Source organism: Streptomyces sp. NPDC047079, from assembly GCF_040643755.1.
Lineage (GTDB): Bacteria > Actinomycetota > Actinomycetes > Streptomycetales > Streptomycetaceae > Streptomyces.
In genome coordinates this window covers 1-25903 of the sequence record NZ_JBEYUZ010000028.1, presented here as the reverse complement: position 1 = coordinate 25903, position 25903 = coordinate 1, and the positions used below count along the sequence as shown (strand labels likewise).

23 protein-coding genes, 2 pseudogenes and 1 riboswitch are annotated in these 25903 nt (G+C 71.7%); of the genes and pseudogenes, 13 read left to right on the top strand and 12 right to left on the bottom strand.

All coding sequences use genetic code 11. From position 1 onward, the window contains the following. Positions 1 to 36: 36 nt before the first annotated feature. The 4 genes from ABZ823_RS26505 to ABZ823_RS26490 all read right to left on the bottom strand — a co-directional run bounded on the left by ABZ823_RS26505 (position 37) and on the right by ABZ823_RS26490 (position 4344). Positions 37 to 1062 carry an ABC transporter substrate-binding protein gene (locus ABZ823_RS26505; RefSeq protein WP_361665301.1) on the bottom strand — a complete coding sequence of 342 codons (1026 nt, stop codon included), beginning with the start codon at positions 1060 to 1062 and terminating at the stop codon, positions 37 to 39. A gap of 104 nt (positions 1063 to 1166) precedes the next feature. Beyond that, on the bottom strand, positions 1167 to 1952 hold the full coding sequence (locus ABZ823_RS26500) for an amino acid ABC transporter ATP-binding protein (protein WP_361665299.1): 786 nt from the start codon (positions 1950 to 1952) through the stop codon (positions 1167 to 1169). Then, the gene (locus ABZ823_RS26495; protein ID WP_361665297.1) at positions 1949 to 2929 is read right to left on the bottom strand and encodes an amino acid ABC transporter permease; all 981 of its coding nucleotides are present in this window, start codon (positions 2927 to 2929) and stop codon (positions 1949 to 1951) included. The genes ABZ823_RS26500 and ABZ823_RS26495 overlap by 4 nt, the downstream gene beginning before the upstream one ends. A gap of 333 nt (positions 2930 to 3262) precedes the next feature. After that, positions 3263 to 3372, bottom strand: a riboswitch (SAM riboswitch). 87 nt (positions 3373 to 3459) lie between these two features. After that, positions 3460 to 4344, bottom strand: a complete 885-nt coding sequence (locus ABZ823_RS26490; protein WP_361665295.1) for a glutathione S-transferase C-terminal domain-containing protein — start codon at positions 4342 to 4344, stop codon at positions 3460 to 3462. 417 nt (positions 4345 to 4761) lie between these two features. On the opposite strand from ABZ823_RS26490, the gene ABZ823_RS26485 reads away from it, so the two are divergent. Then, positions 4762 to 5328 carry a TetR/AcrR family transcriptional regulator gene (locus ABZ823_RS26485; RefSeq protein WP_361665293.1) on the top strand — a complete coding sequence of 189 codons (567 nt, stop codon included), beginning with the start codon at positions 4762 to 4764 and terminating at the stop codon, positions 5326 to 5328. Positions 5329 to 5385: 57 nt separating this feature from the next. Here the strand turns inward: ABZ823_RS26485 and ABZ823_RS26480 are convergent, their stop codons facing one another. Both ABZ823_RS26480 and ABZ823_RS26475 read right to left on the bottom strand, forming a co-directional pair. Beyond that, the gene (locus ABZ823_RS26480; RefSeq protein WP_361665291.1) at positions 5386 to 5628 is read right to left on the bottom strand and encodes a DUF6510 family protein; all 243 of its coding nucleotides are present in this window, start codon (positions 5626 to 5628) and stop codon (positions 5386 to 5388) included. Between the two features lie 32 nt (positions 5629 to 5660). Next, a pseudogene (locus ABZ823_RS26475) lies at positions 5661 to 6372 on the bottom strand (FAD-binding oxidoreductase). 33 nt (positions 6373 to 6405) lie between these two features. Here ABZ823_RS26475 and ABZ823_RS26470 point away from each other — a divergent pair. Together ABZ823_RS26470 and ABZ823_RS26465 are read left to right on the top strand one after the other, a co-directional pair. Further along, a pseudogene (locus tag ABZ823_RS26470) lies at positions 6406 to 7029 on the top strand (amidohydrolase family protein); the annotation flags it as partial. Between the two features lie 26 nt (positions 7030 to 7055). Then, positions 7056 to 7793, top strand: coding sequence for a YoaK family protein (locus ABZ823_RS26465; protein ID WP_361665289.1), 738 nt, complete (start codon positions 7056 to 7058; stop codon positions 7791 to 7793). A 376-nt stretch (positions 7794 to 8169) separates the two neighbouring features. On the opposite strand, the gene ABZ823_RS26460 is transcribed toward ABZ823_RS26465, so the two are convergent. Further along, complete coding sequence (locus ABZ823_RS26460) at positions 8170 to 8508, bottom strand: GNAT family N-acetyltransferase (protein ID WP_361665287.1); 339 nt, start codon at positions 8506 to 8508, stop codon at positions 8170 to 8172. Between the two features lie 56 nt (positions 8509 to 8564). Beyond that, the gene (locus tag ABZ823_RS26455) at positions 8565 to 9554 is read right to left on the bottom strand and encodes a pirin family protein (RefSeq protein WP_361665284.1); all 990 of its coding nucleotides are present in this window, start codon (positions 9552 to 9554) and stop codon (positions 8565 to 8567) included. 126 nt (positions 9555 to 9680) lie between these two features. Here ABZ823_RS26455 and ABZ823_RS26450 point away from each other — a divergent pair, with 126 nt between their 5' ends. The 5 genes from ABZ823_RS26450 to ABZ823_RS26430 all read left to right on the top strand — a co-directional run bounded on the left by ABZ823_RS26450 (position 9681) and on the right by ABZ823_RS26430 (position 13811). Beyond that, on the top strand, positions 9681 to 10196 hold the full coding sequence (locus tag ABZ823_RS26450; protein WP_361665281.1) for a carboxymuconolactone decarboxylase family protein: 516 nt from the start codon (positions 9681 to 9683) through the stop codon (positions 10194 to 10196). A gap of 142 nt (positions 10197 to 10338) precedes the next feature. Next, a complete protein-coding gene (locus tag ABZ823_RS26445) occupies positions 10339 to 11583 on the top strand; it encodes an MFS transporter (RefSeq protein ID WP_361665278.1) in 1245 nt (414 codons plus the stop codon). A 122-nt stretch (positions 11584 to 11705) separates the two neighbouring features. Beyond that, on the top strand, positions 11706 to 12188 hold the full coding sequence (locus ABZ823_RS26440; RefSeq protein ID WP_361665275.1) for an SsgA family sporulation/cell division regulator: 483 nt from the start codon (positions 11706 to 11708) through the stop codon (positions 12186 to 12188). Between the two features lie 118 nt (positions 12189 to 12306). Beyond that, positions 12307 to 13179, top strand: coding sequence for a LysR family transcriptional regulator (locus ABZ823_RS26435; protein WP_361665272.1), 873 nt, complete (start codon positions 12307 to 12309; stop codon positions 13177 to 13179). Between the two features lie 95 nt (positions 13180 to 13274). Next, a complete protein-coding gene (locus tag ABZ823_RS26430) occupies positions 13275 to 13811 on the top strand; it encodes an NUDIX hydrolase family protein (RefSeq protein WP_361665269.1) in 537 nt (178 codons plus the stop codon). A gap of 100 nt (positions 13812 to 13911) precedes the next feature. Here the strand turns inward: ABZ823_RS26430 and ABZ823_RS26425 are convergent, their stop codons facing one another. The 4 genes from ABZ823_RS26425 to ABZ823_RS26410 form a co-directional block, all read right to left on the bottom strand. Continuing rightward, complete coding sequence (locus ABZ823_RS26425) at positions 13912 to 15174, bottom strand: GDSL-type esterase/lipase family protein (RefSeq protein WP_361665266.1); 1263 nt, start codon at positions 15172 to 15174, stop codon at positions 13912 to 13914. Next, positions 15171 to 17537, bottom strand: a complete 2367-nt coding sequence (locus tag ABZ823_RS26420) for a glycoside hydrolase N-terminal domain-containing protein (protein WP_361665263.1) — start codon at positions 17535 to 17537, stop codon at positions 15171 to 15173. The genes ABZ823_RS26425 and ABZ823_RS26420 overlap by 4 nt, the downstream gene beginning before the upstream one ends. Positions 17538 to 17559: 22 nt before the next feature. Then, complete coding sequence (locus ABZ823_RS26415; RefSeq protein ID WP_361665261.1) at positions 17560 to 19419, bottom strand: carbohydrate-binding protein; 1860 nt, start codon at positions 19417 to 19419, stop codon at positions 17560 to 17562. Between the two features lie 103 nt (positions 19420 to 19522). Beyond that, positions 19523 to 20800 (bottom strand): ROK family transcriptional regulator, encoded by a 1278-nt coding sequence (locus ABZ823_RS26410; protein WP_361665258.1) that lies wholly within the window; start codon positions 20798 to 20800, stop codon positions 19523 to 19525. A gap of 176 nt (positions 20801 to 20976) precedes the next feature. Between ABZ823_RS26410 and ABZ823_RS26405 the strand changes: the two genes are divergently transcribed. The 5 genes from ABZ823_RS26405 (at position 20977) to ABZ823_RS26385 (ending at position 25807) form a co-directional block, all read left to right on the top strand. After that, positions 20977 to 22128: an FAD-binding oxidoreductase gene (locus ABZ823_RS26405; RefSeq protein ID WP_361665255.1), complete on the top strand. Its 1152-nt coding sequence runs from the start codon at positions 20977 to 20979 to the stop codon at positions 22126 to 22128. Continuing rightward, positions 22125 to 22424 carry a (2Fe-2S)-binding protein gene (locus tag ABZ823_RS26400; RefSeq protein ID WP_361665252.1) on the top strand — a complete coding sequence of 100 codons (300 nt, stop codon included), beginning with the start codon at positions 22125 to 22127 and terminating at the stop codon, positions 22422 to 22424. The genes ABZ823_RS26405 and ABZ823_RS26400 overlap by 4 nt, the downstream gene beginning before the upstream one ends. After that, positions 22414 to 23817, top strand: coding sequence for an FAD-dependent oxidoreductase (locus tag ABZ823_RS26395; RefSeq protein WP_361665249.1), 1404 nt, complete (start codon positions 22414 to 22416; stop codon positions 23815 to 23817). The genes ABZ823_RS26400 and ABZ823_RS26395 overlap by 11 nt, the downstream gene beginning before the upstream one ends. Positions 23818 to 23878: 61 nt before the next feature. Further along, on the top strand, positions 23879 to 24775 hold the full coding sequence (locus ABZ823_RS26390) for a dihydrodipicolinate synthase family protein (RefSeq protein ID WP_361665246.1): 897 nt from the start codon (positions 23879 to 23881) through the stop codon (positions 24773 to 24775). A 30-nt stretch (positions 24776 to 24805) separates the two neighbouring features. Continuing rightward, positions 24806 to 25807: a proline racemase family protein gene (locus ABZ823_RS26385; protein ID WP_361665243.1), complete on the top strand. Its 1002-nt coding sequence runs from the start codon at positions 24806 to 24808 to the stop codon at positions 25805 to 25807. Positions 25808 to 25903: the final 96 nt, after the last annotated feature.

Below are 25903 nucleotides of genomic sequence, written 5' to 3'. Positions count from 1 at the left end.
TCGGCCGGCCGCATGGCGCGAGGGCTTCGCCGGGGATCAGGAGTTGTCGAGCGGCAGGCCCGGAGGGTTGGTCTCCGACTTGGCCACGGCCTCGTTCGACAGGTTCCAGGCTGCCAGCCACTGGGCGTACTGGCCGTTCTCGATCAGGTGGTTGATGGCATCGGTGACCGGCTTCGCCAGGCCGCTGTCCTTCTTCGACGTCGCCGCGATCAGCCCCTGGAGCGTCTCGCCGGCGCCGGACAACGTGCCCGCGTTGCGGGTGGCCCGAGGCGTGTGCGCGCCCTGGGTGATGTGGTACGCGATGGACGGGTTGGGGCCGAGGTACGCGTCGATCCTGCCGCCGGCCAGCGCCAGATGGAGGCTGTTGTTGTCCTGGAAGTACTTGACGGTGAGCTTCTTGCCCTCCTTGGCCAGCTTCGCCTTCCACCCCAGGAGGATCCGCTCCTGGTTGGTGCCGGAGCCGACGGAGACGGTCTTGCCCGCGAGGTTCTCGTAGTCGCCGTCGAAGTTCCAGGTGCTCTGCTTCGGCACCTCGAAGGCGAGGTTGTCCTCGCGGTAGGAGGCGAACTCGTACTTCCTCTTGCGCTCTTCGGTGTCGGTGACGTTGGAGAAGGCGATGTCGACCTTGCCGCTGTCGAGGCCGACGAAGAGGTTCTCCCATGTCGAGTTCCTCACCTCCGGCTTGAGGCCGAGCACGGCGGCCACCAGACGTCCGAGGTCGGGTTCGGCGCCGGTGAGGGTCTTCTGGTCGCCGCCGACGTACGCGAGCGGCGGGAGGCCGGAGGGCAGGGCGCCGACGCCGATCTGAAGGGTGCCTCTCCTGCGCAGGGCCGCGGGCAGTTCGGCGCTGATCGACTTCACCTCGGACACCTTCAGGGTGGTCTGGCGGGCGGCGCCGTTGGAGAGCTGCCCCACGGCGACCGTGCCGGAGGCCGCGTTCTCCGTGGTGGTGGCGGCGTCGCTGGTGCCCCCGCAGGCGGCGAGCCCGGCTGCGAGGGTGACGACGGCGGTGCCCGCGGTGAGGCCGCGGCGGAAGCGGGTGCGGAGAGTGAGGGTGCGCATGGCTGTCCTTGTTCGGTGAGCGGTGGGGAGGGACACGAAAGGCCTGGGGGGAACGCGGACCGGGCGGTCCTCTCGCTCCAGGGGGGCGGTGAGGGGAGGTGTGGTCAGAGCACCTTGCTCAGGAAGTCCCTCGTCCGCTCGTGCCGTGGGCGGTCGAGCACCTGGTCCGGCGGTCCCTGTTCGACGATCCGGCCGCCGTCCATGAAGACCACCCGGTCGGCGACCTCACGTGCGAAGCCGATCTCGTGGGTGACGATGACGAGGGTGGTGCCGCCGCGGGCCAGGTCCTTGATGACGGCGAGCACCTCGCCGACGAGTTCGGGGTCGAGGGCGGAGGTGGGTTCGTCGAAGAGGATGACTCCGGGGCGCAGGGCGAGCGCGCGGGCGATGGCCACGCGCTGCTGCTGACCCCCCGACAACTGCCGGGGATAGGCCCGCTCCTTGTCGGCGAGTCCGACCCGCCCGAGCAGGTCGCGGGCCAGCTCCTGGGCGTCCGGCTTGGTCAGTCGGCCGGTCGCCACCGGGGCGGCGGCCACATTGTCCAGCACGGTCAGATGGGGGAAGAGGTTGAAGTTCTGGAAGACGAATCCGATGCGGCCGCGCTGGGCCAGGATCGCCCGCTCGCTCAGTTCCTTCAGGCGGTCGCCGTGCCGGCGCACGCCGATGGGCTCGCCGTTCACGCTGACGTAGCCGCGTTCGGGCTTCTCCAGGTGGTTGATCACCCTCAGCAGGGTCGACTTGCCGGAGCCGGACGGGCCGAGGATCACGGTCACCTCGCCCGGCCGTACGGTCAACTCGATGCCGTCCAGCACCCGGTGGGCGCCGAACGACTTGTGCACGTCGTGGACCTCGACGGCGGCGGGGCGGGTGCCCGGTGTCCCGGTGGTCATACGGCGGCCTCCTCGCGCGCGCGTTCCCGCAGGTCGTGAAGACCGTTGCGGAGCTTCTGGAAGGGGGTCGGCGGCAGGGACCGGGTGGCGCCGCGGGCGTAGTGCCGCTCGACGTAGAACTGGACGACCGACACGAGGCTGGTGAGGATCAGGTACCAGACGGTGACGACCAGCAGCAGGGGGACGATGTCGCCGGGGTAGGTGCTGCCCATGGTCTGCGCGGAGCCGAACAGGTCCAGCAGCGAGACGTAGAACACCAGCGAGGTGCCCTTGATCAGGCCGATCAGCTGGTTGACGTAGTGGGGGATGATGGATCTGAGGGCCTGCGGAAGGACGATCCTCTTGAACTGGTAGCTCCTGGGCAGCCCGAGTGCGGCGGCCGCCTCGTGCTGGCCCTGGTCGACGGAGAGGATGCCGCCGCGGACGACCTCCGCGGCGTAGGCCGCCTCGTTCAGGCTCAGACCGACGACGGCGACGACCATGTCGGTGGCGAGCCGTGACTCGTCGAAGGTGAAGAAGGCGGGGCCGAAGGGGACGCCGATGCTCAGCGTCCTGTACAGCGCGCCGAAGTTGTAGAGGAAGATCAGCACCACGATCAGCGGTATGGAGCGCAGCGCCCATACATAGATCCAGCTCAGCCCGCGCAGCACGGGGCTTTGTGACAGCCGGGCCAGCGCGAGGAGGATTCCGCCGAGCAGCCCGAGCACCGCGCTGAACGCGGTCACTTCGAGGGTGATGAGCAGTCCGTCGAGGAGGGTGGGGCGCAGAAACCAGTAGGTGAAACGGTCCCACTGGTAGAAGGGGTTGGACACCAGTCCATGGACGAACTGGGCCATCAGTACGAGCACGACGGCGGTGGCGATCCAGCGGCCCGGCCGGCGCAGGGGCAGCACCCGCTGGGCCCTCGGGGGCCCCGCGGCGGTCTCGTCGGGCGGCGACGGGGCGAGGGACACGGCGGCGCCGGGGGATTCACTCATGGCAGGCTCCAGCGGAGTCGGACGCCCCGGGGCGGCGCGCGCCGCCGCACGACCGGGCGGCGGGGACCGCCGGGAGTGAGGGGGCGTGGGAGGCGCACGGGACCAAGGGCGGGACGGAAACGTGGGCGGACCGCGGCGGCGGTGCGCGTCGGGGATGCGGAACGCCGTCAGGCGTGGCGGCGGGCAGAGCCCGGGGTGGTACACAGTGCGCTGTTGACGCGGAGCAGGTCGACGGAACGGTTCGCGCACAGCAGGACGCAGCCCCGGGGCCGCGGAGCGGCTGTCCTCGAAGCTGCGTACATCACTGCCACCGTCACTGTTCCGGGCCCGGGGGCCACGCGCTTACCGAAACGTCATCCGGTCGGGTCGTCACCTGGGGCACCCCACCGCGGTGCGAGGGTTGCCGGTCAGCCAGCCAGGGCTTGTCGCCGACGCTCATGACCTTTCTGGCCGTAAGTTAAGGCAGGCGCCCCGAGCGCTGTCAACGGGCGTCCGTCACGTGATACGTGGCGCGGCGCGCCGCGCGTCCGTCAACAGGGCCGTGCCGCCGTGCCCTCGGGAAGGTGCGCCGCCCAGTCCAGGATCTGCACCGCAGCGCCCGCGGCCTCGAGTCCGCGACAGTGCGCGTGATGCCGGCGGGCGATGCCGTCGAGGTCCAGGTGTGGTCCGAAGGCGGGGTGGGCGGCCAGCCGGCGGGCGTAGGACCACAGGTGCGGGTGGTCGGCGACGCGATGCACCGCGGCCGCGTCCAGGTGCCAGCGGTGCACGGTGTCGAGTTGCACCAGGCTCACCCACAACTGCACATCGGCGGCGCTGAGTTGTTCAGGCAACAGATACCCCTGACGGGCCAGCCGCCCGTTGAGTGACCCCAGGGTGCGCAGCAGCGAGGTGAGCGCGGCGTGCCGCTCCTCCTCGTCGGCGTCGGCGCGTCCGGCGCGCTGGGCGGCCGCTTCGATGCCCTGGGCGCACAGGCGCTGGACACCCTCGATCTCCGCGTCGGCGCCCTGGGGGTAGAGCGCGGGGCGGCCCGCGCCGAAGCGGTGGGCCAGGTCGCGCATGATGTCGGAGGCATGGGTGCTGACGATCCGGCCCGACCAGTCGTCGCTGAGCACCGGCGCCACGGCGGCCGCGGAGTAGCGATGGGCGCTCGCCTCGTACAGGGGGCGCAGTGCCGAGTGCTCGCCCCTGGGCCCGTCGGGCACCGCGGGCAGCAGGGTCACGGGGAGGACCTCGTCGAGGCCGAGCAGGCTGTGGGTGATGGCGATCCGCAGGGACCGCGGACAGGACAGGGACAGGTGGAGGCGGTAGCGCCGCGGTACGGCGTAGTGGCCGCTGCGGGCGTCACGGCCGATCCTGCCGCGGAAGGCGGGGGCGGGTTGGGCGGACGGGAGCGCGGTCAGGGCATGGGCGGACATGTCTCTCCCCGGGGTTGGTTGCGCGAAGGTGCGAGGGGGCGGCCCACGGGCGGGCGGGGCTCCCCGGCCGCCGGGCGACGGGGTGGGGCGCGGGCCCGGCACCGCCGGTTCAGCGCAGGGGACCGGATGCGCTGCAGACACGCAGCAGATCGATGTGACGGCGGGAGGTCAGAAGGAGGGACCGCCGGCGTGTGCGGTGCGCACGGCCGTTGACCGGCTCCAGGCGTCCCATGCTTCCCTACCCGTTCACTAGGAAATCCCTACTGGAGTGTCGATCGGGCTCCGGTCCGCGTCAAGGGGCGGTCCGCGGAGTGAGAGGGCCACACGCGCGGGACGATTGCGGTCTCCGGGTGACGGCAGGACCGTGCGTGTTCGCCGCGCCTTGACAGTGCCCGATGTGAGTGATTGGCTACTCACATGCCGAAGGATCGCCCCCGCCAGTTGTCCACCGCCGAGGAGCGCCGCGATACCGTGCTGCGCACCGCGATCGGGGCGTTCGCCGCGCGGGGCTACTTCGGCACCACCACGGCCGAGGTGGCCAAGGCGGCGGGCATCTCCCAGGCGTACGTCTACCGGCTCTTCCCCAACAAGGAACTTCTGTTCGTCGCCGTGGTCGAGCACTGCTTCGTACAGGTGCGGGCGAGTCTGGAACGGGCGGCCGCCGAGGCCCGGGGCAGCTCCCCCGAGGTCGTGCTGTCGGTCATGGGCGATGCCTACGCCAAGCTGATCAGCGACAACGACCTGATGCTGATCCAGCTCCACGCGCAGGCCGCGGCCGTCTCGGAACCCGCGGTGCGCGAGGCCGTCCGGCAGGGGTACGCCCGGCTGGTGGAGTACGTCCGAGGCGCATCCGGCGGCAGCGAGAGGCAGATCCAGGACTTCTTCGCCGTGGGCATGCTCTGTCACCTGATCGTGTCCATGGGGGCCGACGAGGTGGAAGCCCCCTGGACGCGGACTCTGGCGGCAGGAATCACCCACTACTGACGGCTCCAACGAGCGCCAGGACTACACCTGGGCGGTACGGAATCGGAAAGCGCCCGTTCAGCCGCCCACCGTCAGCCAGACGTATCCCCCGTCCCGGACCAGTCTGAGCGCGATGTACGTGCATCCGGGGCAGCATGCGGTCAGTCCCGGCTCCGGCCCGTAGACATGGAGTTCGGCGAGCGGGCCCGACCGCGCGCACTCGGGACGGCGCCACCAGGCCGTGGTGGGTTCCACGGCGAGGATCTCCGAGAGCGGGCCGGCAAGGCAGTTGCCGTCGAGGTGCGCGGTCGCGTCCGCCATGATGGGCCTCCGGTGCGGTGGGTTACGGCGGTTCAGCCGAAGCGTTCGGTACGGATGGTGGCCGGGTCCCGTCCCCCGTCGACCAGCAGGTTCCCGACGGTCTCGACGAAGGCGGTGGGCCCGCAGACGTAGACGGGGCCGGTCCGCCCGAGCCCGGCGGTCGAGACGTCGAGGTCGGCCGGGGTCACGCGGCCGGGTGCCCGCGTGGCGCCCGGCGGGGCCTTGCGGGTGTACACGATGCGGACGTCCAGGTCGGCGTGCCCGTCGGCCAGGTGGTCGCGGTACCAGACATCGTCCGGGGTGCGTACGGAGTACAGCAGGTGGAACCGGGCTGCCGGACCGCGCCTCGCGATGGGCGCGGACCATCGCGGCCAACGGCACCACACCGGAGCCCCCGGCGACCAGCAGCACGGGTTCGCTCTGTTCGGGCCGCCATACGAACCAGTTGCCGAGCGGCCCCCGCACCTCCACGTCCGTCCCGAGCGGCAGTCCGTCGGCCAGGTAGGGCGAGACCTCCCCGTCCGGCACGGCCTGGACGCCCAGCTCGATGCGGTCCCCGTCGGCCGGTGCGGCCAGGGAGTAGCTGCGTACGGCCTGGTAGCCGTCGTCGGCGGTAAGTCGTACGTCGACGTGCTGGCCCGGCAGATGGCCCGGCCAGCCGGGCACGTCGAAGACGAGGGAGCGGGCGGTGGCGGTCTGGGCGTGCCGCTCGACGAGCCGTGCCCTGCGCCAGGCGATGGCCATGGTCAGTCGCCCCAGTTGCGCTGCTCACGCTACTTCGCGCAGCCGCGCCCGGAACTCGCCTCCGATTACGAGGTGGAGTTCGAGAAGGCGGTTCGTCTGCTCATGGAGAACGGCTGGGGTTTCCGCCTCCATGCCACCTACGACGAGACCATCCGGCGTGACCTCGCGGTGTTCGAGAAGCTCGCCGCGGAGGGGCTCTTCCCGGCCGGGAACCGCTGGCTGTTCGACCACGCGGAGACGGTCTCCACGGACAGCATCGACCGTGTCGTGGCCCTCGGTGGCGCGATGTCCGTGCAGAACCGTCCCTCCTTCCAGGGCGACGCGTTCGTACGCCGATACGGCCCCGGTGCCGCCGCGGCCGCCCCGCCGGTCCGGGCCATGCTGGACCGCGGCCTGACGGTGGCCGCCGGTACGGACGCCACCCGTGTCTCCACGTACAACCCCTGGGTCGCACTGCACTGGCTGGTCAGCGGCCGCACCGTCGGCGATCTGGTGCTGCACCCGGCGTCGTCCCGCGTCGACCGGGAGACCGCACTGGCGATGTTCACCCGCGCGGGCGCCGCGCTGACCGGCGAGGAAGAGGTCAAGGGGGTGCTGCGTCCCGGCTGCTACGGGGACCTCGCGGTCCTGTCCGACGACTACTTCACCGTGCCCGAGGCGGACAACAACGGAAGGAACCCGGCATGCGCGGGCTGCTGACTGACGCCTACCACACGCTGGTCCCGCCCCGGGGAGACCGCCACGGCCCGTTGCCTCCCCTGCTGCTGACCCTGACCGTGGTGACGGGCCTCGTCGACGCCGTGAGCTACCTCGCTCTCGGACACGTCTTCGTCGCCAACATGACGGGCAACGTGGTCTTCCTCGGCTTCGCGCTGGCGGGTGCCGCGGGCCTGTCCGCACCGGCCTCCGTCGTCTCGCTGGCGTCGTTCCTGGTGGGCGCGCTCGCCGGCGGACGGCTCGGCACGCGGTACGCGGCGCACCGGGGCAACCTGCTGAAGACGGCCACGGCCGTGCAGACACTCCTGGTGGCCGTCACCGTGGCCGCCGCCGCGATCAGCGACGGCAAGGTCACCACCGGTGTCCAGTACACCCTGATCGTCTTCCTCGGCCTCGCCATGGGCCTGCAGAACGCGGTCGCCCGGCGCCTCGGCGTCCCGGACCTCACCACGACCGTCCTCACGCTGACCCTGACCGGGCTGGCCGCGGACTCGGCTCCCGCGGGCGGTGCCGCACCCCGGCCGGGCCGCCGGATCCTGTCAGTGGTGGCCATGTTCCTCGGCGCCTTCGTCGGAGCCCAGCTCCTGATGCACACCCACCTCGTGCTCACGTTGGGACTCGCCCTGGCACTGCTCGCGGTCACCTCGGTGGCCACGCACCGCCTCTCGTCCGGCGACGCCGACTGGATCCGGGCGCAGTCCTGAGGCGAGGGCCGCCATCACGGCCGGTACAACGGGTGGCATGCGGAAGTCCCCCCCGTCGAGGGGGACTTCCTCATGTCCGTCTCAGCCCGGGCGACCACGTCTCGCCCATTGCGCCACAGCAACACCTCGTTCGTCTGTGTGGGAAACGACTCTGAGAAATCCGTTCCGCCGGTCACACGATGCGGATTCCTGGACCCGTGGCCGCGGGGCCATTCATCGAAAATGGCAGTTCGACGAACCAGCCGAATGCAAACCGCTCCCACCATTAGCACGGCGGGAGCGGCAGGACGACTTCTGCGCGGCTTTGTGCACTATGGGCACACAGAGAGTGCCTGGGTGGACAGACCGCCCGGCCGGCGGCCGGGCCGCGGGGCGGTCAGCGGAGTTCCGTGTCCAGCCAGGTGAGGATTTCGGGCGTCACCGGGTCGGTGATGTCGGCGAACTCTTCATGGTTCTTCACAAACTTCGCCACGTAGGGGCAGACCGGAACGATGCGCTTGCCCAGGGTGCGCACATCGGTGAGCGCCTCCTGGACCAGCTGGGACGCCAGGCCCTGTCCGGCGAAGGCCTCGTCGACCTCCGTGTGGTAGAAGACGCGCTGCGCGCCACGGTCGCGGTACGCGGTCAGACCGGCGCGCTTGCCGTCGACCAGGATTTCATAGCGATTCCTGGCATCTGCCCGCTCGACGACCGGAGCGGCGGAAGGCTGGCTCATCGGGTGCCTTTCGACTGTGTGTCGATGCTTTCGACTGTGTCAGTGACGCGATTGTGTCAGTGACGCGGTGGATTCCTGCGCGACGCAATGATGGCATTCGGCAGGGCGGGTGCGGGAAGTCGGTTACCCGGATATCCCTCGACGGCGCCGAAGCGGTCGGAGTTCTTCTCCCAGTCCGTCCGCGCCCTGACGATATCGTCGTGACTGCGGCCGATGAAATTCCACCACATGACGATCTCCTCCTCGAAGGGGGTCCCGCCGATCAGCACCGTCCGCGCGGGCTCCGCCGACGCGTTCACAAGGGTCAGGGTGCCGGTTCCGGGGTGCACGTAGGCCAACTCGGCGGGACGCAGGTCCACATCCGCGAGCCGGACGTTCCCGTGGTCGACGAGGACACCGTGCTCGAAGCCGGGGTCGACGGCGAGGGTGACCGTCGTGTGCGGCTGGAGGACGATTTCGGCGCCGAGCAGGGGCGTGAAGGTCCGTACCGGGGACGAGGCCCCCGCCAGGGAGCCGAGGAAGACCCTGATCTCGGCGCCGTCGATCCACACGGGCTCGGGCACGTAGTGCTGGAAGTCCCGTTCGGTGTGCCGGTGTTCCCCGGGCAGCGCCACCCACAGCTGGACGCCGTGCAGGACCGTGGTGCGCGGGGTGGAGACCTCCGAGTGGCTGATGCCGTGTCCGCCCGTCATGAGGTTGAGCTCGCCGGGCCTGACGTAGGCGTGGCTGCCCAGGCTGTCCCGGTGCTCGATCTCCCCGCTGAAGAGCCAGCTCACGGTCTGCAGTCCGGTGTGAGGGTGAGGGGCGACATCCATGCCGCCGGTCTCCGCCACGTCGTCGGGACCGTAGTGATCGGCGAAGCACCAGGCTCCGATCAGGGTCCGGGCCCGCTGGGGAAGTGTGCGCCGCACGCTCATGGCCCGGGGGCCGCCGAGCGGTACGTCGCGCGGGGTGAGCACGTCGACCCGCGGTCCCTGGGTCGGCCGCACCCCGTCCACCGCCACCTGGCAGCGCACCTCGGCCGGCTCTGCTTCGACGTTGCTCACCGTGACCGCCTCCGGTCTTCCCTAATGGTTTCAAATTAAACGACTATTGACCCGATCATAGAACGATGGTGGTGTCACGTACACGAACCAGCGACGGGCCGAAATCGGCCGCCAAGGAGTCCCGAGTTGACCAGCCCCACGACGCACCCCGCCCACCAGCGGATCTTCATCGACAAGCAGAGCCCCGCGGCCTACCACGCGCTGGTCGCCACATCGGAGGCGGTACACGCCGTCGCCGCCGACGCGGGACTCGAGCGTACCCTCGTCGAGCTGGTCAACCTCCGTGTGTCGCAGATCAACGTCTGCGCGTACTGCCTCCACCTGCACACCAGGGCCGCCCTGCGCGCGGGCGACACCGCACAGCGGCTGGGAGTGCTGGCGGCCTGGCGGGACACCGAACTGTTCACGCCCGAGGAGCGCGCGGCGTTCGCCCTGGCGGAGGCCACGACCGACCCTAAGGACGCCGCCGCCCAGGAGACCGCGTACGAAGAGGCCCGGCAGGTGCTCTCGGACGATCAGATCTCCGCGGTGGTCTGGGTGGCGATCACCATCAACGCGTTCAACCGGGTCTCGATCCTGAGCAAGCACCCGGTGCGGCGGCCCGAAGGCAGCCGGACGGTCATCTCCGGGCGAGATGACTGACATCCGAGATCATCGCCCGGAACGAGGAAGCAACGGGCGCCGCCGAGCGCTTGGTCCCGGTGAGAGCGTCAAGGAAGCCTCTCGACCACCGCAAGGCGTCTCCCCGAGCCGGCCCGCCGGCTCCCTTCCCGAAGAAGGACCCGTGTCCCAGTCCACCGATCCGCGCACGCCCCCTCGCACCGCGACCACCGCCCAGGCCGCCCATGGCGTCCCGGGCCGGCTGGTCGCCCTGATGGCGGTCGCCTCCGGCATGACGGTCGCCAACCTGTACTACGCCCAGCCTCTGCTGTCGTCGCTGCGCGACGTCTTCCACATCAGCACGGCCACCGCGGGCGTACTCATCACGCTGACCCAGGTCGGCTATGTGATCGGCATGCTCTTCCTGGTTCCGCTCGGCGACCGGCTGGAGAAGCGGAACCTGATCACCGTGCTGCTGACGGTCACCACCCTGGCCCTGGTGGCGGCCGGCCTCGCGACCGGGTTCCCCATGCTGCTGGCCGCATCCCTGATCAGCGGCGCCACCTCGGTCGTCGCCCAGATCCTGGTCCCGTTCGCCGCGAGCCTCGCCCCGGACCACGCCCGCGGCCGGATCGTGGGCCGGGTGATGAGCGGTCTGCTCACCGGCATCCTGCTGTCCCGGACCCTGAGCAGCCTGGTCTCCGACGTGGCCGGCTGGCGCGCCGTCTATCTCGGCTCGGCCGTTCTGATGGCCCTTCTGGCCGTGGCCCTGCGTGCGGGGCTGCCCCAGCACGCGCCCACCACCTCCGTGCCGTACCACCACGTGCTGCGCTCCACCGTGCAGCTGGTGCGCACCCATCCCGCGCTGCTGCGCCGTGGCCTCTACCAGGCCGCCATGTTCGGCATCTTCAGCGCCTTCTGGACGACCGTCTCCTACGTCCTCACCGGCCCCCACTTCCATTACTCCCCGGTCGGCGTCGGCATCTTCGCCCTCGTCGGAGCCGCCGGAGCGGCCATCGCCCCGCTCGCCGGGCACTGGGCCGACCGTGAGCTGACCCGGCCCATGACGGGCGCCGCGTTCGCCGTCGCCGCGGTGGCCTTCGCCGTCGCGGGCCTCGGAGAGCACAGCATCGTCCTGCTCGCCCTGGCCGCCGTCTTCATCGACATGGCCGTGCAGACCACCCTGATCCTCGGCCAGCACACCGTCTACCAGCTCGACCCCGGCGCCCGGGCCCGGCTCAACAGCGCCTTCATCGCCATCTTCTTCCTCGGCGGCGCCCTCGGTTCCCAGCTCGGCTCGATCGCCTTCCGCTCCGGCGGCTGGGGCGCGGTCAGCGTCCTCGGCGCGGCCCTGCCGGTCCTCGCGCTCCTGTACTGGCTCACCGAGCACCGCGCCGCCGCCGGGCACCGAGTCCAGGACGCCGCCTGACAGAGCACGACGTACCGGTGCATCGAAGGACAACATCTCGTGCGCCTGTCGGCAACCGGCGGGCGCGCACCCTTCTAGGGTCGTCACCGAAAGCACACAACCGTCGCGGACAGGGGGGCGGCATGAGACAGGTTCCTTCGGGCGCCGCGGAAGAGCGCTCGATCACCTTCAAGCTGGAGGTCCAGGTCACCGTCGCCGCGGAACGACCGATCTCGCTGCCGGCCGAGCTGCGGTACGACAGGACCGACCCCTACGCCGTACGCCTGTGCCTGGGCACCCCCTCGCACCTTTCCGTCGACTGGGTGTTCGCCCGTTCGCTCCTCGTGGACGGGCTTCGCCTGCCCACGGGGACCGGGGACGTCCTGGTGAGCCCACGGCACCGGTGCCATCCGGGCGCGGTCCGCATCATCCTCAGGTCGCGCACCGGGTCGGCGGCCCTGGAGATCGCGCAGACCGCGGTGACGGCCTTTCTGCGGCAGACCGAGGCGGAGCTGGGTGACGAAGGCACCAACGACCTGCTGGTGTCCCAGGTGATCCGCACCGGCGAGCTCCAGGCCTGGTTCCTGGCCGAGCAGCTGGTCGACACTCCCCTGGTCCGCGCCTGAGCCGACCGGGCGCCGCTTGTCCCCTCCCGCCGGGGGGATACGGCCGCCGCCCGTCCGCGTACCATGCGGCGAAGATCGTTGCTGGATCGGACGGGCGCTGCGTCACCGGGAGCCATTGATGGACCTGCGGCAGATGGAGGTCGTCGTCGCGGTGGCGGACGCGGGCGGGTTCACGGCGGCGGCGAGGCATCTGCACGTGGTCCAGTCCGCCGTCTCGAGCACGGTGCGGGCGCTTGAGCGTGAGCTGGGTACGCCCCTGTTCACCCGAACCACACACCGGGTGACCCTCACCCCCGCGGGAGAGGCCTTCCTGCCCGCCGCCCGTGCGACGCTCCGGGCCGCCGAACTCGCCCGTGAGGCGGTCGACGCGGCCAAGGGAGAGCTGCGCGGCCAGGTCACGGTGGGCATCATGCAGGGAGTCTGGGGCGGACTGCACCACGCTCTGGCCGCGCTGCGCGCGGAGCACCCCGGCGTGGTGCTCCGGCTGCGGCAGGCACCGGTGGCCGACATCCGGCAGGCCTTGCGCGAGGGCACGGTGGACCTGGCCGTGGTGGCCCTGGACCGCCAGCAGCAGCGGGGCCTGGAGACCCGGCTGCTGTCCCGTGAGGCGATGGTCCTGGTGGCGTCACCCCGGCGGCAGCTGGGCGCGGGCGCCCCGGCGGAGGCCACGGTCGCCTGGGCGGACGTCGCCCGGCTGCCCCTGGTCGACTTCACGCCCGGCTGGGCCATCCGCTACGCGGTCGACCGGGCGGCTCGCGCCGCCGGCGTGGACCGCGGTACCACCTTCGAGGTCAACGACATCGTCGCGGCGGCCGAACTGGTCCGCCACGACCTGGGCGTGTGCATCATGCCCCCGTCGATCGCCTCGCACTTCCCGGACCTGGACCGCTACCGGTTCGAGCGGCACGCGCCGAGCTGGCAGGTGATGGTGGTGCGTCCACCCGGTGAACCGCCCGCGGCGGTCGCGGCCCTGCTGCGTCACATCGCGTGACCCCGCCGGCGGCCCTCGCTTGCCCGTGCGTGTGACTTGCGTCTGACCTGGAGTGACACGCGCGCGACGCGGGCTGTTGACCGTACGATCGGGCAATGCCTGACACGACCGAAACCACGCCCGGCTGGCTGACTCCCGACGAACTCGAGCTTGCGCGTGCCCGCATGCCGATCCTGTACGTGGAAGCCGTGCCCGTGCGCGTCGACGACAGCGGCGAAGTCACGAGCGTCGGACTGCTGTTGCGCATCGGGCCCGACGGGACCGTCAGCCGCACGCTCGTCTCCGGGCGGGTTCTGCACCACGAACGGGTGAGGGACGCGCTCCTGCGCCATCTGGAGAAGGACCTCGGACCGGTGGCGCTCCCCCGTGTCCCGCCCTCGTTGCAGCCCTTCACCGTGGCCGAGTACTTCCCGACCCAGGGGATCACGCCGTTCCACGATCCCCGCCAGCACGCGGTGGCCCTCGCCTACATCGTCCCGGTGGCCGGGGACTGCCGTCCCCGTCAGGACGCGCTCGACCTGGAGTGGTTCAGCCCGCAGGAGGCGTCCTCGGCCCTGGTCCAGAACGAGATGCCGGGCGGCCAGGGCCTCCTCCTCAAGCAGGCCCTCGCCCATGTCGGCTGCCTGTCCTGAACGACGCGACCGGCCCGGTGCGCAGGCGGCACCGGGCCGGCGGCCGCGTCGGCGTCCCCCCGACCGCCGACGGGTCTCCCGGGCCTGAGGCGCGCTCCGGTCAGGGACGGCAGTCCAGGCTCGTGAGGTCGACCGCGTCGGCCATCGCCTGCATGCCCTTGTCATCGGGGTGCAGATGGTCCCCGCCGTCGAAGGACGGCAGGATGCGTTCGGGGTCGTAGGGACTGCGCAGGATGCGGTCGAAGTCGGTGACCGCGTCGAACTCCCCGCTGTCCCTGATGAACGCGTTGACCTCCCGGCGTACGGCCTCGGCGGCGGGATCCCACTCCGGCCAGCCCTTGAACGGGGCGACGGTGGCCCCGACCACGCACTTCCCGGCGGCGTGGGAGCGGGCGACGATCTGCCGGTAGCCGGCGATCAGGTCCTGGGCCGTGACTTTGGTGTGGGCCTTGATGTCGTTGACGCCCTCGAACAGGAAGACCGTTCGGACACCCGGGTGGGAGAGGACGTCCCGTTGCAACCGGTTCAGGGCGCTCTGGCCCGCGCCGTCCGCCAGGACCTTGTTGCCGGAGATGCCCTCGTCGGCCACCCCTTTGACGGCCGTGCCGGCCCCCCGGAGCCGGCGGGCCAGATAGTCGGGCCAGCGGCGGTTGGTGTCGGACGTGGACGCCCAGCCGTCCGTGATGGAGTCGCCGAGCGCGGCCACGGCGCCCGTCGCGGCGTCGGTCCGTACGGTGACGGCGTCCAGGTAGAACCAGGAACCCGTGGTCTGCGTCCAGCCGGCCCCGCTCTCCTCGGCGGTGTGGTCGCCCCCGGCCGTGTACGACGTCTGCATCGCCATCCCGTGCCCGGTGGCCGGACCCGCCGCGTCCGGGGAGTGGAGGCTGACCACCAGGTCGGTCGCGGCGGGCAGCCTGCCCGGCAGCGGGTCGCTGTACGCCGTGGCGGCCGGGGGCACGGTCACGGAACGCGCGCCTTTGAAGGTCAGCCGCCGGTTGCTGCCGTGGAGCAGTCCGGCGCCCTGCTGCCGCCGGCCGGCGTAGACGCTGTCGAAGGTCACCGGCCGGTCGCCGAAGGCGTTGGAGAGGCGGATGCGCAGATCGTCCCCGGCCGCGCTGGTGTGCACCACCAGTCGGTAGCCGCGGTCGGCGACGGCGTCTCCCAGGCGGTCGGCGCTCGCTCCCCAGGTGATCACCTCGTGCCGGCCCCCGGCCGTGCCCCCCGCCGCGGAAACGGCCTGCGCGGGTGCGGACCGCGCGGGGGCGGACTCCGCGGCGACGGCCTGCGCGGGGGCCGACCGCGCGGACGCGGCCATCAGCAGCACCGCGAGCAGCCGCCGTACGGGTGCGAAACGGGCGCTCACCGGACGAGGTCCTTCAGGGTGACGGCCTCCCCGGGCCGCAGGGTGACCGTGCGGGAGGTGCCCGCGTACGCCACCGTCGTGGTCCGGCCGCCGACGCTGCGGATCCGGGCCGTGGTGGGCTTGCCGTCCCGCCAGGCGAGGTCCACCACGAATCCGCCGCGCGCACCGACCCCGGTGATCGCGCCGGACGCGGCCCAGGCGTCGGGGAGCGCGGGCAGCAGCTCCAGGTGGCCCGGGCGGGAGTACAGCAGCATCTCGATCATCGCCGTCGGGGTGCCGAGGTTGGCGTCGATCTGGAAGATGCCGCGGCCCTGTTCCACCTCGTAGATGTCGAAGAGGTTGAAGGCCGTGCCGTTGCTGCCGTTCGTGGACGGGCGGAGGTTGGTGACGACGAGCTGGTACGCCTTCTCGGCGTTCTTCAGGCGTGCCCAGCACAGGCTGCGCCAGGCGTTGGCCCAGCCGAAGCTGTTCATGCCGCGGGCGGTGAGCAGCGCGGTGGCGCCGTCGACGATGTCCCCCGGGGTGGAGCCGTCCGGGCGGATACGGTCACCGGGGAAGAGGCCGACGAGCGGGGACAGATGGCGGTGGGTGGTCTCGCCGAGGTTGTCGGGTGACATCCATTCCTCCAGCCAGCCCGTCTTCGGGCTCACTCGGGGAAGATACAGCCGCTGCCGGAGACCCGCGATCGTGTCCGCGTACCCGGCGTCCTTGTTCAAGTCTGCCGCTGCCGTACGGAAGTTGGCGAACAGCGCCCACACCAGTTCCTGGGCGTAGGTGATGCCCTTCGCGTCGAGCGGTCCCTGTTCGGGCGACCAGTCGCTGTCGGCGATCAGCACCTCGCGGCCGCTGTCCGGGAGTTTGTACGGGAGCAGTCGTGCCTCCCAGAACGCGCAGGCGCCCTTGAGGAGCGGGTAGATCCGCTCCAGGTGGTCGCGGGAGCGTGTGTACTCGTAGTGCTCCCACAGGGTGTTGCACAGCCAGGCGTTGCCCGCCGGATGCCACCACCAGCCCCCTCCGCCGTGGGGGTTGGTCGAGATGGCGACGGTCCAGCCGGCGATCTTCCCGGTGGAGTTGCGGTAGCGGTTGCGCGGGTCGTTGAAGAGGGTGCGGGTCAGGTCGGTCCAGGAGGGGAGCTGCGCCAGGCAGTAGTCGGTGAGGGCGTCGAAGCACTGCGGCAGACCGGCCCGGGCGGCCATCCAGTAGTTCATCTGGATGTTGATGTCGGTGTGGTAGTCGCCCATCCAGTCCGGGTCGTTTCCGTCCAGCCAGGGCCCCTGGAGGCCCATCGGGAGGCCGTCGCGTGATCCGGAGATCATGAGGTAGCGGCCGAACTGAAGGTAGGCGGCCTCGAGTTCGGGGTCCGGTTCGCCGTCCCGTGCGCGCGCTCGCAGCCTCTCCCAGGTGTCCAGGGAACGCTGTGCGGCGGACGACGTGCCGAGCCGGACGTCCAGTTGCCCGAACAGCGCACGATAGTCGGCGACATGCGTGCGCAGCAGGGTGTCCGCGGAGTGGGCCGCCGCGGCACGGACCTTGGTGCGGGCCAGGCGCTCGGGGTCGAGGGCGGGGTCGCGGTAGTGGGTGGCGGCGTCGGGCGCGTAGTTGGTGCCGCCGCTGACCACCACGGTCAGGTCCGTGCAGTCGGAGAACGAGATGCGCGAGCCGTTCACGCTCACCCGGCCGCCGCTGCCGTAGGCCGTGACGGCGGCCCCGTAGCGCAGACCGCCCGGGAAGGCGGCGCCGAACGAGGTCGTGCCGGTGGTTTCGCCGTGGGTTCCCTCCAGCGTCACGGTGCCGGTGTGGCGTCCGCCTCCGCTCTGGGTGAGGTGCAGGACGATGACGTCGTCGGGCCGGCTGGCGAAGACCCGCCGCTCGTACGTCACTCCGGAGCGGACGTACGACGTGGTCACCACGCCCTGGGAGAGGTCGAGGGCGCGGCGGTAGCGGGAGACGGCGGACAGGTCGTGGTCGGGAAGGTCGACGGTGAGCCGGGCGAGGAGGGTGAGGGAGCCGAAGTGCTCGCGGTCGTAGGGGAACTGGCCGTCCGCGTCGAGCGTGTCGTTGAGGCCGCCGGTCCACAGGGTGGCGTCGGTGATCAGCAGGAGCTCCCGGCCGGGGTCGTTGCTCGCGAGAGCACCGAGCCGGCCGTTGCCGACGGGCAGACCCTGCTGGATCATCGAGCGGTCGTCGGCGGGGGCCTGCCACCACAGTTGGTGGCGCGGGTCCCCCTTCGTCTCGGGGGCGGCGGCGGGTCGTCGGGGGGCCGCGGAGGCGGTGAAGGCGGGGAGGGACGCGAGCGTTCCGGTCGCGGTGGCGAGGGCGAGCAGGCCGCGTCTGGACAGTCGGTCGAACGGATCAGTTGCCATGGCGGGCTCCGTAGGGGGGCGGTCAGGAGGACGTCGGTACGTCGATCCGGTCGATGTCCGGGGCGTAGCCGGAACTTCCGCTGTCGAAGGTGATCGTGTTGGCGCCCGCCTTGAGGGTGACCGGCACGCTGACCGTCTCGACGGTTCCCCAGTCCCCCGTCGAGGGGAACTTGCGGGGGGTGGCTCCGTTGCCGTTGGCGGAGACCGCGGCCGAGCGGGCGTCACCGCTGACGTAGGCGACCCTCACCTGATAGGTGCCGGGCTTGTCGACGACGATGTCGTTGAAGCGGAGCGTGCCGCCGAGGTAGAGGTTGCCGACCTTGTGGGCGCCGGAGCAGGCGGAGCAGCCGGCGACGGAGGCGTTGCCGCCGAGCGTGTTCGACGGGGACTCGGCCTCGTAGGCGGTCGTGGTGAGCGCGCTGCCGTGGGGAGTGACCGTGAACAGCCGGGAGCCGTGGGCCGGGAGGGCTTCGGTCACCTTGTTCCGGTACGTGCCGAGGTTCTCGTGATTCCACGGATCGCGGACCGCGGCCTTGCCCGTGAAGCCGAGGGCGGCCCAGTCGGCGGTGACGGCAGCGGGCGCGTCGGCGAGGTTGAACAGGGCGACGGTGTAGCTGCCGTCGGGGTTCCCGGTCGCCCACACCTGCTGGTCGTCGGCGGGGGTGACGGGGCGGGCGGGCGGTGCGGCGCTCTGGTCGACCGCGATGACCTCACGGTTGGTCAGCAGGGAGAGTCCGTAGGAGTCGAGGCGGGTGAGGTCGTCACCGGTGTAGAGCGGGGACTTGGCGATCGCCCACAGCGTCGCGTAGGTCTGCCGCTCCGCCTTGGTGAGCCCGTCCATGGCGCCGTTGCCGACATCGAGGGAGTCGAGGTCGTTCCAGCCGCCGGGGCCGGTGTGGCGGCTCCAGGCCGGGGCGTCGTCGAAGCGGTCGTCGACCGAGTTCTCCCAGCTGACCAGGGTGTTGCAGTAGCACTCGACGTCGGTGTCGATGCGCCAGCCGTTGGAGTACCTCCTCCAGGCCGCCACATGGCCCCGGTCCAGGGACCAGGAGATCTCCAGGTGGATCGGGCGCCCGGTGGCGGCGATGGCCTTCTGCCAGGCCGCGACGTCGGCGACGTTGTCGTACTGGTCGCCGCTTTTGCCGGAACCGGGGCCGACGCCGTCGAGCTTGAGGAAGTCGTAGCCCCAGTCGGCGAGCAGCCGGGCCTGCGAGTCGATGTACTTCTGCGCGCAGGGACGGGAGAAGTCGAGCTGGTAGGCGCTGTCCCAGCCGTTGGTGGTGCGCAGGTCGCCGTGGACGATGTCCGCGGTGGTACAGCCGGGGGCGTCGGCGATGGCGGTCTTCCCGTCGCCGTACGCCTCCTTCTCCAGCCCGACGGGCAGGTAGATTCCGGCCTTGAGGCCCTTGGCGTGGATGTGGTCGGCGACCGACTTCATACCGTGGGGGAAGCGGTCCGGGTCGGCCTTCTGGCGGGCGTACGCGTCGAACTCGGGCTTCCACGCCTTGTCCCGCCACCAGCCGGCGTCGATGTTGACGTAGGAGTAGCCGTACGGCTTGAGCCTGGCGGCGAGGGCGTCGGTCTCCTTGAGGACGTTCGCCTCGGTGAGGTAGCTGTAGTCGCCGTCCGGGTTGAGGCCCGGGTACTTCGACGACTGCATGCTCCAGCTCGACCAGCCCATGTACGGCTTGGCCGCCACGGCTTGGGGCGTCCGGGGACCCTCGGCGTGGGCGGCCGGGACGGTGTGGGCGGTGCCGGGGCGGGCATGTGCGGGGCCCGCGTGGGCCGCGGGGACGGCCGTCGCGAGGCCGGCGGTGGCGGCCAGGACGACCACTGCTCTCAGGGTGCGGGCGGGCAGGGCGGAGTACGAGGATGACCGCACGGGTCGTACCTCCTGTGGGTTCGGGTGGGGCGGCTCGGTGTTGCCGGCGATCGCGGGCGTCAGGGGCACCGCGCACGATCGGGATCTGGGACACCCGTGGGTGTCAGGGGCGTGTCGTCGACCGGATGAAGGACTGGATGGCGGTGGCCGCGGCTCCGCGCGCCCACTCGTCGAACGGAAGCGGGCGGGTCTTCAGGTCGCAGTGCGCGGCCGTGCCGAAGGCGGCCGCGGCGAACGCGTCGCGGATCTGCTCGGCGAACAGGTCGTAGGCCGCGAGACCCTCGCCGGAGATGATCACGCGTTCGGGTCCGAGCAGGTTGGCGACGGTGCCGATGGCCCTTCCGATCGCGTCGCCTGCCCGGGTGTACACGTCACGGGCGCCCTGGTCGCCGCGGTGGGCCAGGTCCAAGGCCTCGGCGGCGTCGGCCACGGCCACCCCGGTCGCCTCGCGTACCGCGGCGACGATCGCGGAGTCGGCGGCGATGGCCTCGACACAGCCGCGATTGCCGCAGTGACAGGGCGGGCCGGCCGGGTCGATGACCACATGTCCGATCTCGCCCGCCACGCCGTGGGCGCCGGAGACGACCTGCCCATGCACGACAAGACCGCAGCCGATGCCGGCGCCCACGGTCACCAGCGCGAAGTCGGACAGCCCGACGCCCGCGCCGAACCACTGCTCGGCCACGGTCAGCGCGCGTACATCGTTGTCGACGGTGACCGGCAGTCCGGTGGTCATCTCCATCAGCTCCGCCAGCCGTACGTCGCGCCACTCCAGGAACGGCGAGTAGCGCACGACACCGGCGGCGCGGTCCACATCGCCCGAGACCGCCACTCCCAGCCCCAGCACCGGTGCGCCCACCCCCTCGGCCTCCGCGAGCAGTTCGCGCACCAGCTCGGCCGTGGGTGTCAGCACCGCCCCGGGGTCCCGGGCGGTCAGCGGCAGATGGCGGGCCGAGCGGATCCGGCAGCACAGATCGGTGAGTACGGCGATGATCTCATCGCCGGTGATCTTGACGCCGACGAACAGCGCGCGTCCGCCGTCCACCCGTACGAGGCCGGCGGGCCGTCCCAGGGACGGGCGGGCCTCGATGTAGGCGTCCTCGCTGTCATCGGCGGTCCCGCTGTTCCCACTGTTCCCGCTGTTCCCGTTGTTCTCGCTGTTCTCGAGGTTCTGGGGGTTCTGCGCGTTCCGGGTGTTCTCGACCAGGTAACCGGCCTCGATCAGGGGCCGGACCGCCTTGGTCACCGCCGCTGCCGACAGCCCCGCCCGCCCGCCGATGTCCGAGCGGGTGAGGGGACCGTGCGAGAGCACGGTGGTGAAGACCTGCGAGGCGGCCGGCGTGTGGGCCGGGAACGCCTCCGTCCGGGGAGTCGAAGGCATGGCCCCGGAACCTAGGACCCTTCTTTTCCGCTGTCAATAAAAGAAACAAGAACCTTCTGAGGATCGGCTGTCAGCCTTCCATCGCCTTCCTGTACGAGCCCGAACCAGGCGAGTTGGCGGCCGATGGGCGGTGGGGGGTTGCCTTCCGCCAAGAACCATGTGACATAGTACTGATTGTGACCGAGCGACTGACCTGCGATGCCGTGGTCGTCGGCGCCGGCATGGTGGGCGCGGCCTGCGCCCTGTATGCCGCCCGGGCCGGGCTGGACGTCACGCTCGTGGACCGGGGGCCCGTGGCCGGCGGCACGACCGGGGCGGGCGAGGGGAATCTGCTCGTCTCCGACAAGGAACCCGGACCCGAGCTGGAACTCGCCCTGTTCTCCCTGGGGTTGTGGGCAGAGCTGGCCAAGGAGCTGGGCCCGGCCGTCGAGTACGAGGCCAAGGGCGGGGTGGTCGTCGCCTCCACCCCCGAGGGGCTCACCGCACTCGCGGACTTCGCCGCCGGACAGCGGGCGGCCGGGGTGACGGCCGTGGAGGTCGCCGCCGACCGGCTCCACGAGCTGGAGCCGCACCTGGCCCCGGGACTCCCGGGCGGTGTGCTCTACCCACAGGACTGCCAGGTGATGCCGGCCCTCGCGGCCGCACATCTGGTACGGGCGTCGGGCGTCCGCCCGCTGACCGGCCGGACGGTGACCGAGGTGCTGCGCACCCCGCGGGGGGCCGTGCGCGGGGTGCGGACGGACCGGGGCGAGATCCACGCCCCGGCGGTCGTGAACGCGGCGGGGACCTGGGGCGGCGAGCTGGCCGCACTCGCGGGCGTGCGCCTGCCGGTGCTGCCTCGGCGCGGATTCGTCCTCGTCACCGAGCCGTTGCCACGCAGGGTCCGGCACAAGGTTTACGCGGCCGACTATGTCGCGGACGTGGCGAGCGACTCCGCGGCCCTCGGGACCTCGCCGGTCGTCGAGGGCACCGCCGCCGGTCCCGTCCTGATCGGCGCGAGCCGCGAACGGGTCGGGTTCGACCGGTCGTTCTCCCTACCCGCGGTGCGGGCGCTCGCGGCGGGGGCGACCCGGCTCTTCCCCTTCCTGGAGCGGGTGCGGGCCATGCGCGCCTACCTGGGCTTCCGTCCGTACCTGCCCGACCATCTGCCCGCGATCGGCGCGGACCCACGGGTCCCGGGCCTGTTCCACGCCTGCGGCCACGAGGGGGCCGGGATCGGACTCGCCCCCGGCACCGGGCACCTGATCGCGCGGCTGCTCAGCGGCGGGACGCCGGAACAGGACCTCACACCCTTCCGGCCCGAGCGTTTCGAGCGGGAGGCCAGGTGAATCCCCTGAGACTGGCGCGCTCCCGGCCGGGCCCCGCGTTCACGGTCACCTTCGACGGCCGCGAGATCGAGGCGCTGCCCGGCTGGACGGTCGCCGCCGCGCTGTGGGCGGCGGGCATCACCTCCTGGCGCACCACCCGGCACGAGGGCCGGCCACGCGGGATCCTGTGCGGGATCGGCGTCTGCTTCGACTGCCTGGTGACCGTCAACGACCGGCCGAACCAGCGCGCTTGTCTGGTGCCGGCGCGCCCCGGCGACGTGATCCGTACACAGGAGGGAACCGGGCATGCGGACTGACCTCGCGGTGATCGGCGCGGGCCCGGCGGGGCTGGCCGCCTCCCTCGTGGCGGCGGCAAGGGGCGTACGCGTCACGCTCGTCGACGCCTCCCCCGAGGCGGGCGGGCAGTTCTACCGGCAGCCCGCCGCCGCCCTCGGCGCACGGCACCCACGGGCCCTGCACCACCAGTGGCGCACCTGGATGCGGCTGCGCGAGGGACTCGACCGGCATCTCACCGCCGGGCGCATCACTCATCTGACGGACCATCATGTGTGGTGTGTGGAGGGGGATTCCACGAAGGAGTCTTCGGGCTTCGAGGTGCACGCACTGCTGGGGCCGGAACAGGAGGAGCCGGTCGTCGTGCGCGCCGCGGCCGTACTGCTGGCCACCGGCGGCTACGAGAAGGTGCTGCCCTTCCCCGGCTGGACCCTGCCCGGGGTCGTCACCGCCGGAGGCGCCCAGGCCATGCTCAAGGGCGGGCTCGTGGTCCCGGGGCAGCGGGGGGTCGTGGCCGGCACCGGGCCGCTGCTGCCGCCGGTGGCGACCGGGCTCGCCGCGGCGGGGGTGACGGTCGCCGCACTGGTGGAGTCCGCCGACCCGAGGCTGCTCGCCCGGCAGACCCGGGCCCTGGCCGCAGAGCCCGGCAAGGCCGTCGAGGCAGCCGGGTACGGGGCGCGGCTGCTGCGCCACCGGGTACGGGTCCTCGTCCGCCACAGCGTGGTCGAGGCCCATGGCACGGGCCGGCTCACGGCGGTGACGGTGGCCGCGCTCGACGCGGACGGACGCGTGCGGCCCGGCACCGGCCGCCGGATCCCCTGCGACTTCCTCGCCGTCGGTCACGGCATGCTCCCGCACACCGACCTGGCCGAGACCCTCGGCTGCCGCGTCGTCGGCGGGAGCGTGCACGTCGACGACGAGCAGCGCACCGACGTCCCGGGGGTGTGGGCCGCGGGCGAGGCCACCGGGGTCGGCGGCGCCGCGCTCGCGCTCGCCGAGGGGCACCTCGCCGGACGGTCGATCGCCGCGCGCCTCGCCGGCGCCGCGCCCGACCAGCGTGGCGGGGAACGCGCCGCCGCGAGCCGGGCCTCGCTGCGCAGGTTCGCCGCCGCGCTGGACCGCGCCTACACGCCCCGCGCCCGCTGGGCCGAGCAGGTCACCGACGACACGGTGGTGTGCCGCTGCGAGGAGGTGCGGGCGGGAGTGGTGCGGGGGGCCGTCCGGGACTTGGGCGCCGGCGATCTGCGCACCGTCAAACTCCTCACCAGGGCCGGGATGGGCTGGTGTCAGGGGCGGATGTGCGGGCCCGCGGTCGCCGGGGTCGCCGGATGCCCGGAGACGGTGACCCGGGGACCCTTCGCCCGGCCGGTGCCGCTGGGCGTGCTTGCCCGGGAGCCCGAGGAAGGGTGCCGGTGAGGCCGGTGAGACAGCGAAGCCAAAGTAATATGTCACACGCCACCACCTGGGGGTATCGCAGATGACCGTCCCGCAGAACCGTCCCTGGCACGGGGTCCTCGTGGCCACCGCGCTGCCGTTCACGGACCGGCTCACCGTCGACCACGGCAGGTTCGCCGAGCACTGCGTCTGGCTCGTGGAGAACGGATGCGACGGCGTCGTGCCGAACGGCTCGCTCGGCGAGTACCAGGTCCTCACCCCCGAGGAGCGTGCCGAGGTCGTTCGGACGGCGGTGTCCGCGGTCGGCGGGGCGCGGGTGATGCCCGGGGTCTCCGCCTACGGATCCGCGGAGGCCCGCCGCTGGGCCGAGCAGGCGCGCCACGCCGGCTGCGCGGCGGTGATGCTGCTGCCGCCGAACGCCTACCGCGCCGACGAACGGTCCGTGCTCGCCCACTACGCGGAGGTGGCGAAGGCGGACGTGCCGGTCGTGGCGTACAACAACCCCGTAGACGCCAAGGTCGACCTGGTCCCCGGGCTGCTCGCCAAGCTGCACGGCGAGGGATACGTCCAGGCGGTCAAGGAGTTCTCGGGCGACCCCCGGCGCGCCTACCGCGTCGCCGAACTGGCCCCGGATCTCGACCTGTTGATCGGCGCCGACGACGTCCTGCTGGAACTCGCGGTCGCGGGCGCCAAGGGCTGGGTGGCCGGCTATCCGAACGCACTGCCCCGGGCGTCGGTGCTGTTGTACCGGGCTGCGGTCGCCGGCGACCTGGAGACCGCACTGCCGCTGTACCGGCAGCTGCACCCGCTGCTGCGCTGGGACTCCCAGGTGGAGTTCGTCCAGGCGATCAAGCTGTCGATGGACGTCGTGGGGCGGTACGGCGGTCCAGTGCGCCCTCCGCGGCTCCCGCTGCTGCCCGACCAGGAGACCGCCGTCCGCGCCGCCACGGAGAAGGCCGTGGCCGCGGGGCTCGCCTGAACCGGCGCACCGAGCGGAAGGAGACCGGTCATGCGCAGCAAGCTCGTCCTGCACGCCGTCGACTCCCACACCGAGGGGATGCCGACCCGAGTGGTCACGGGGGGCATCGGCACGATCCCCGGCGCCACCATGAACGAACGGCGTCTGTGGTTCCGTGAACACCGCGACGACATCAAGCGGTTGCTGATGGACGAACCGCGTGGGCACGCGGCGATGAGCGGCGCGCTCCTCCAGCCGCCCACCCGCCCGGACTGCGACTGGGGCGTGGTCTACATCGAGGTCTCGGGCTATCTGCCGATGTGCGGGCACGGCACGATCGGTGTGGCGACCGTGCTCGTGGAGACGGGGATGGTCGAGGTCACCGAACCGGTGACCACGATCCGCCTGGACACCCCGGCGGGTCTCGTCGTCGCCGAGGTCGCCGTCGAGGGCGGGGCCGCCAGGTCCGTCACGCTCAGCAACGTGCCGTCCTTCTCGGTCGGCCTCGGCCGCAAGGTCACCCTGCCGGACGGGCGTACGGTGACGTACGACCTCGCGTACGGCGGCAACTTCTACGCGATCCTGCCTCTGGAGGAGTTCGGGCTGCCCTTCGACCGCTCCCGCAAGGACGACATCCTCGCGGCGGGGCTGTCCCTCATGGACGCCGTCAACGCGGAGCGAGAGCCCGTACATCCGAAGGATCCGACGATCCGTGGCTGCCACCACGTCCACCTGTACGCGCCGGGCGCCACCGCCCGGCTGTCCCGGCACGCCATGGTGATCCACCCTGGGTGGTTCGACCGCTCCCCCTGCGGTACGGGCACCTGCGCCCGCATGGCCCAGCTGCACGCGCGCGGCGAACTCCCCCTGCACACCGAGTTCGTGAACGAGTCCTTCATCGGGACGCGTTTCACGGGCCGGCTGCTCGGCACGACCCAGGTGGGCGGCCTCCCCGCGGTGCTGCCCAGTTTCACGGGACGGGCGTGGGTGACCGGCACGGCGCAGTACCTCCTGGACCCGGAGGACCCGTTTCCGGCGGGTTTCGTCCTCTAGGCCCAACGCCGTTCAGTTAGGCGTGAGGACTGTTCGTCAAGAGTGGTGAACGAGGCAGCGGAGCTGCTGTAGAAGAGGTTTGTCCTCCAAGACATC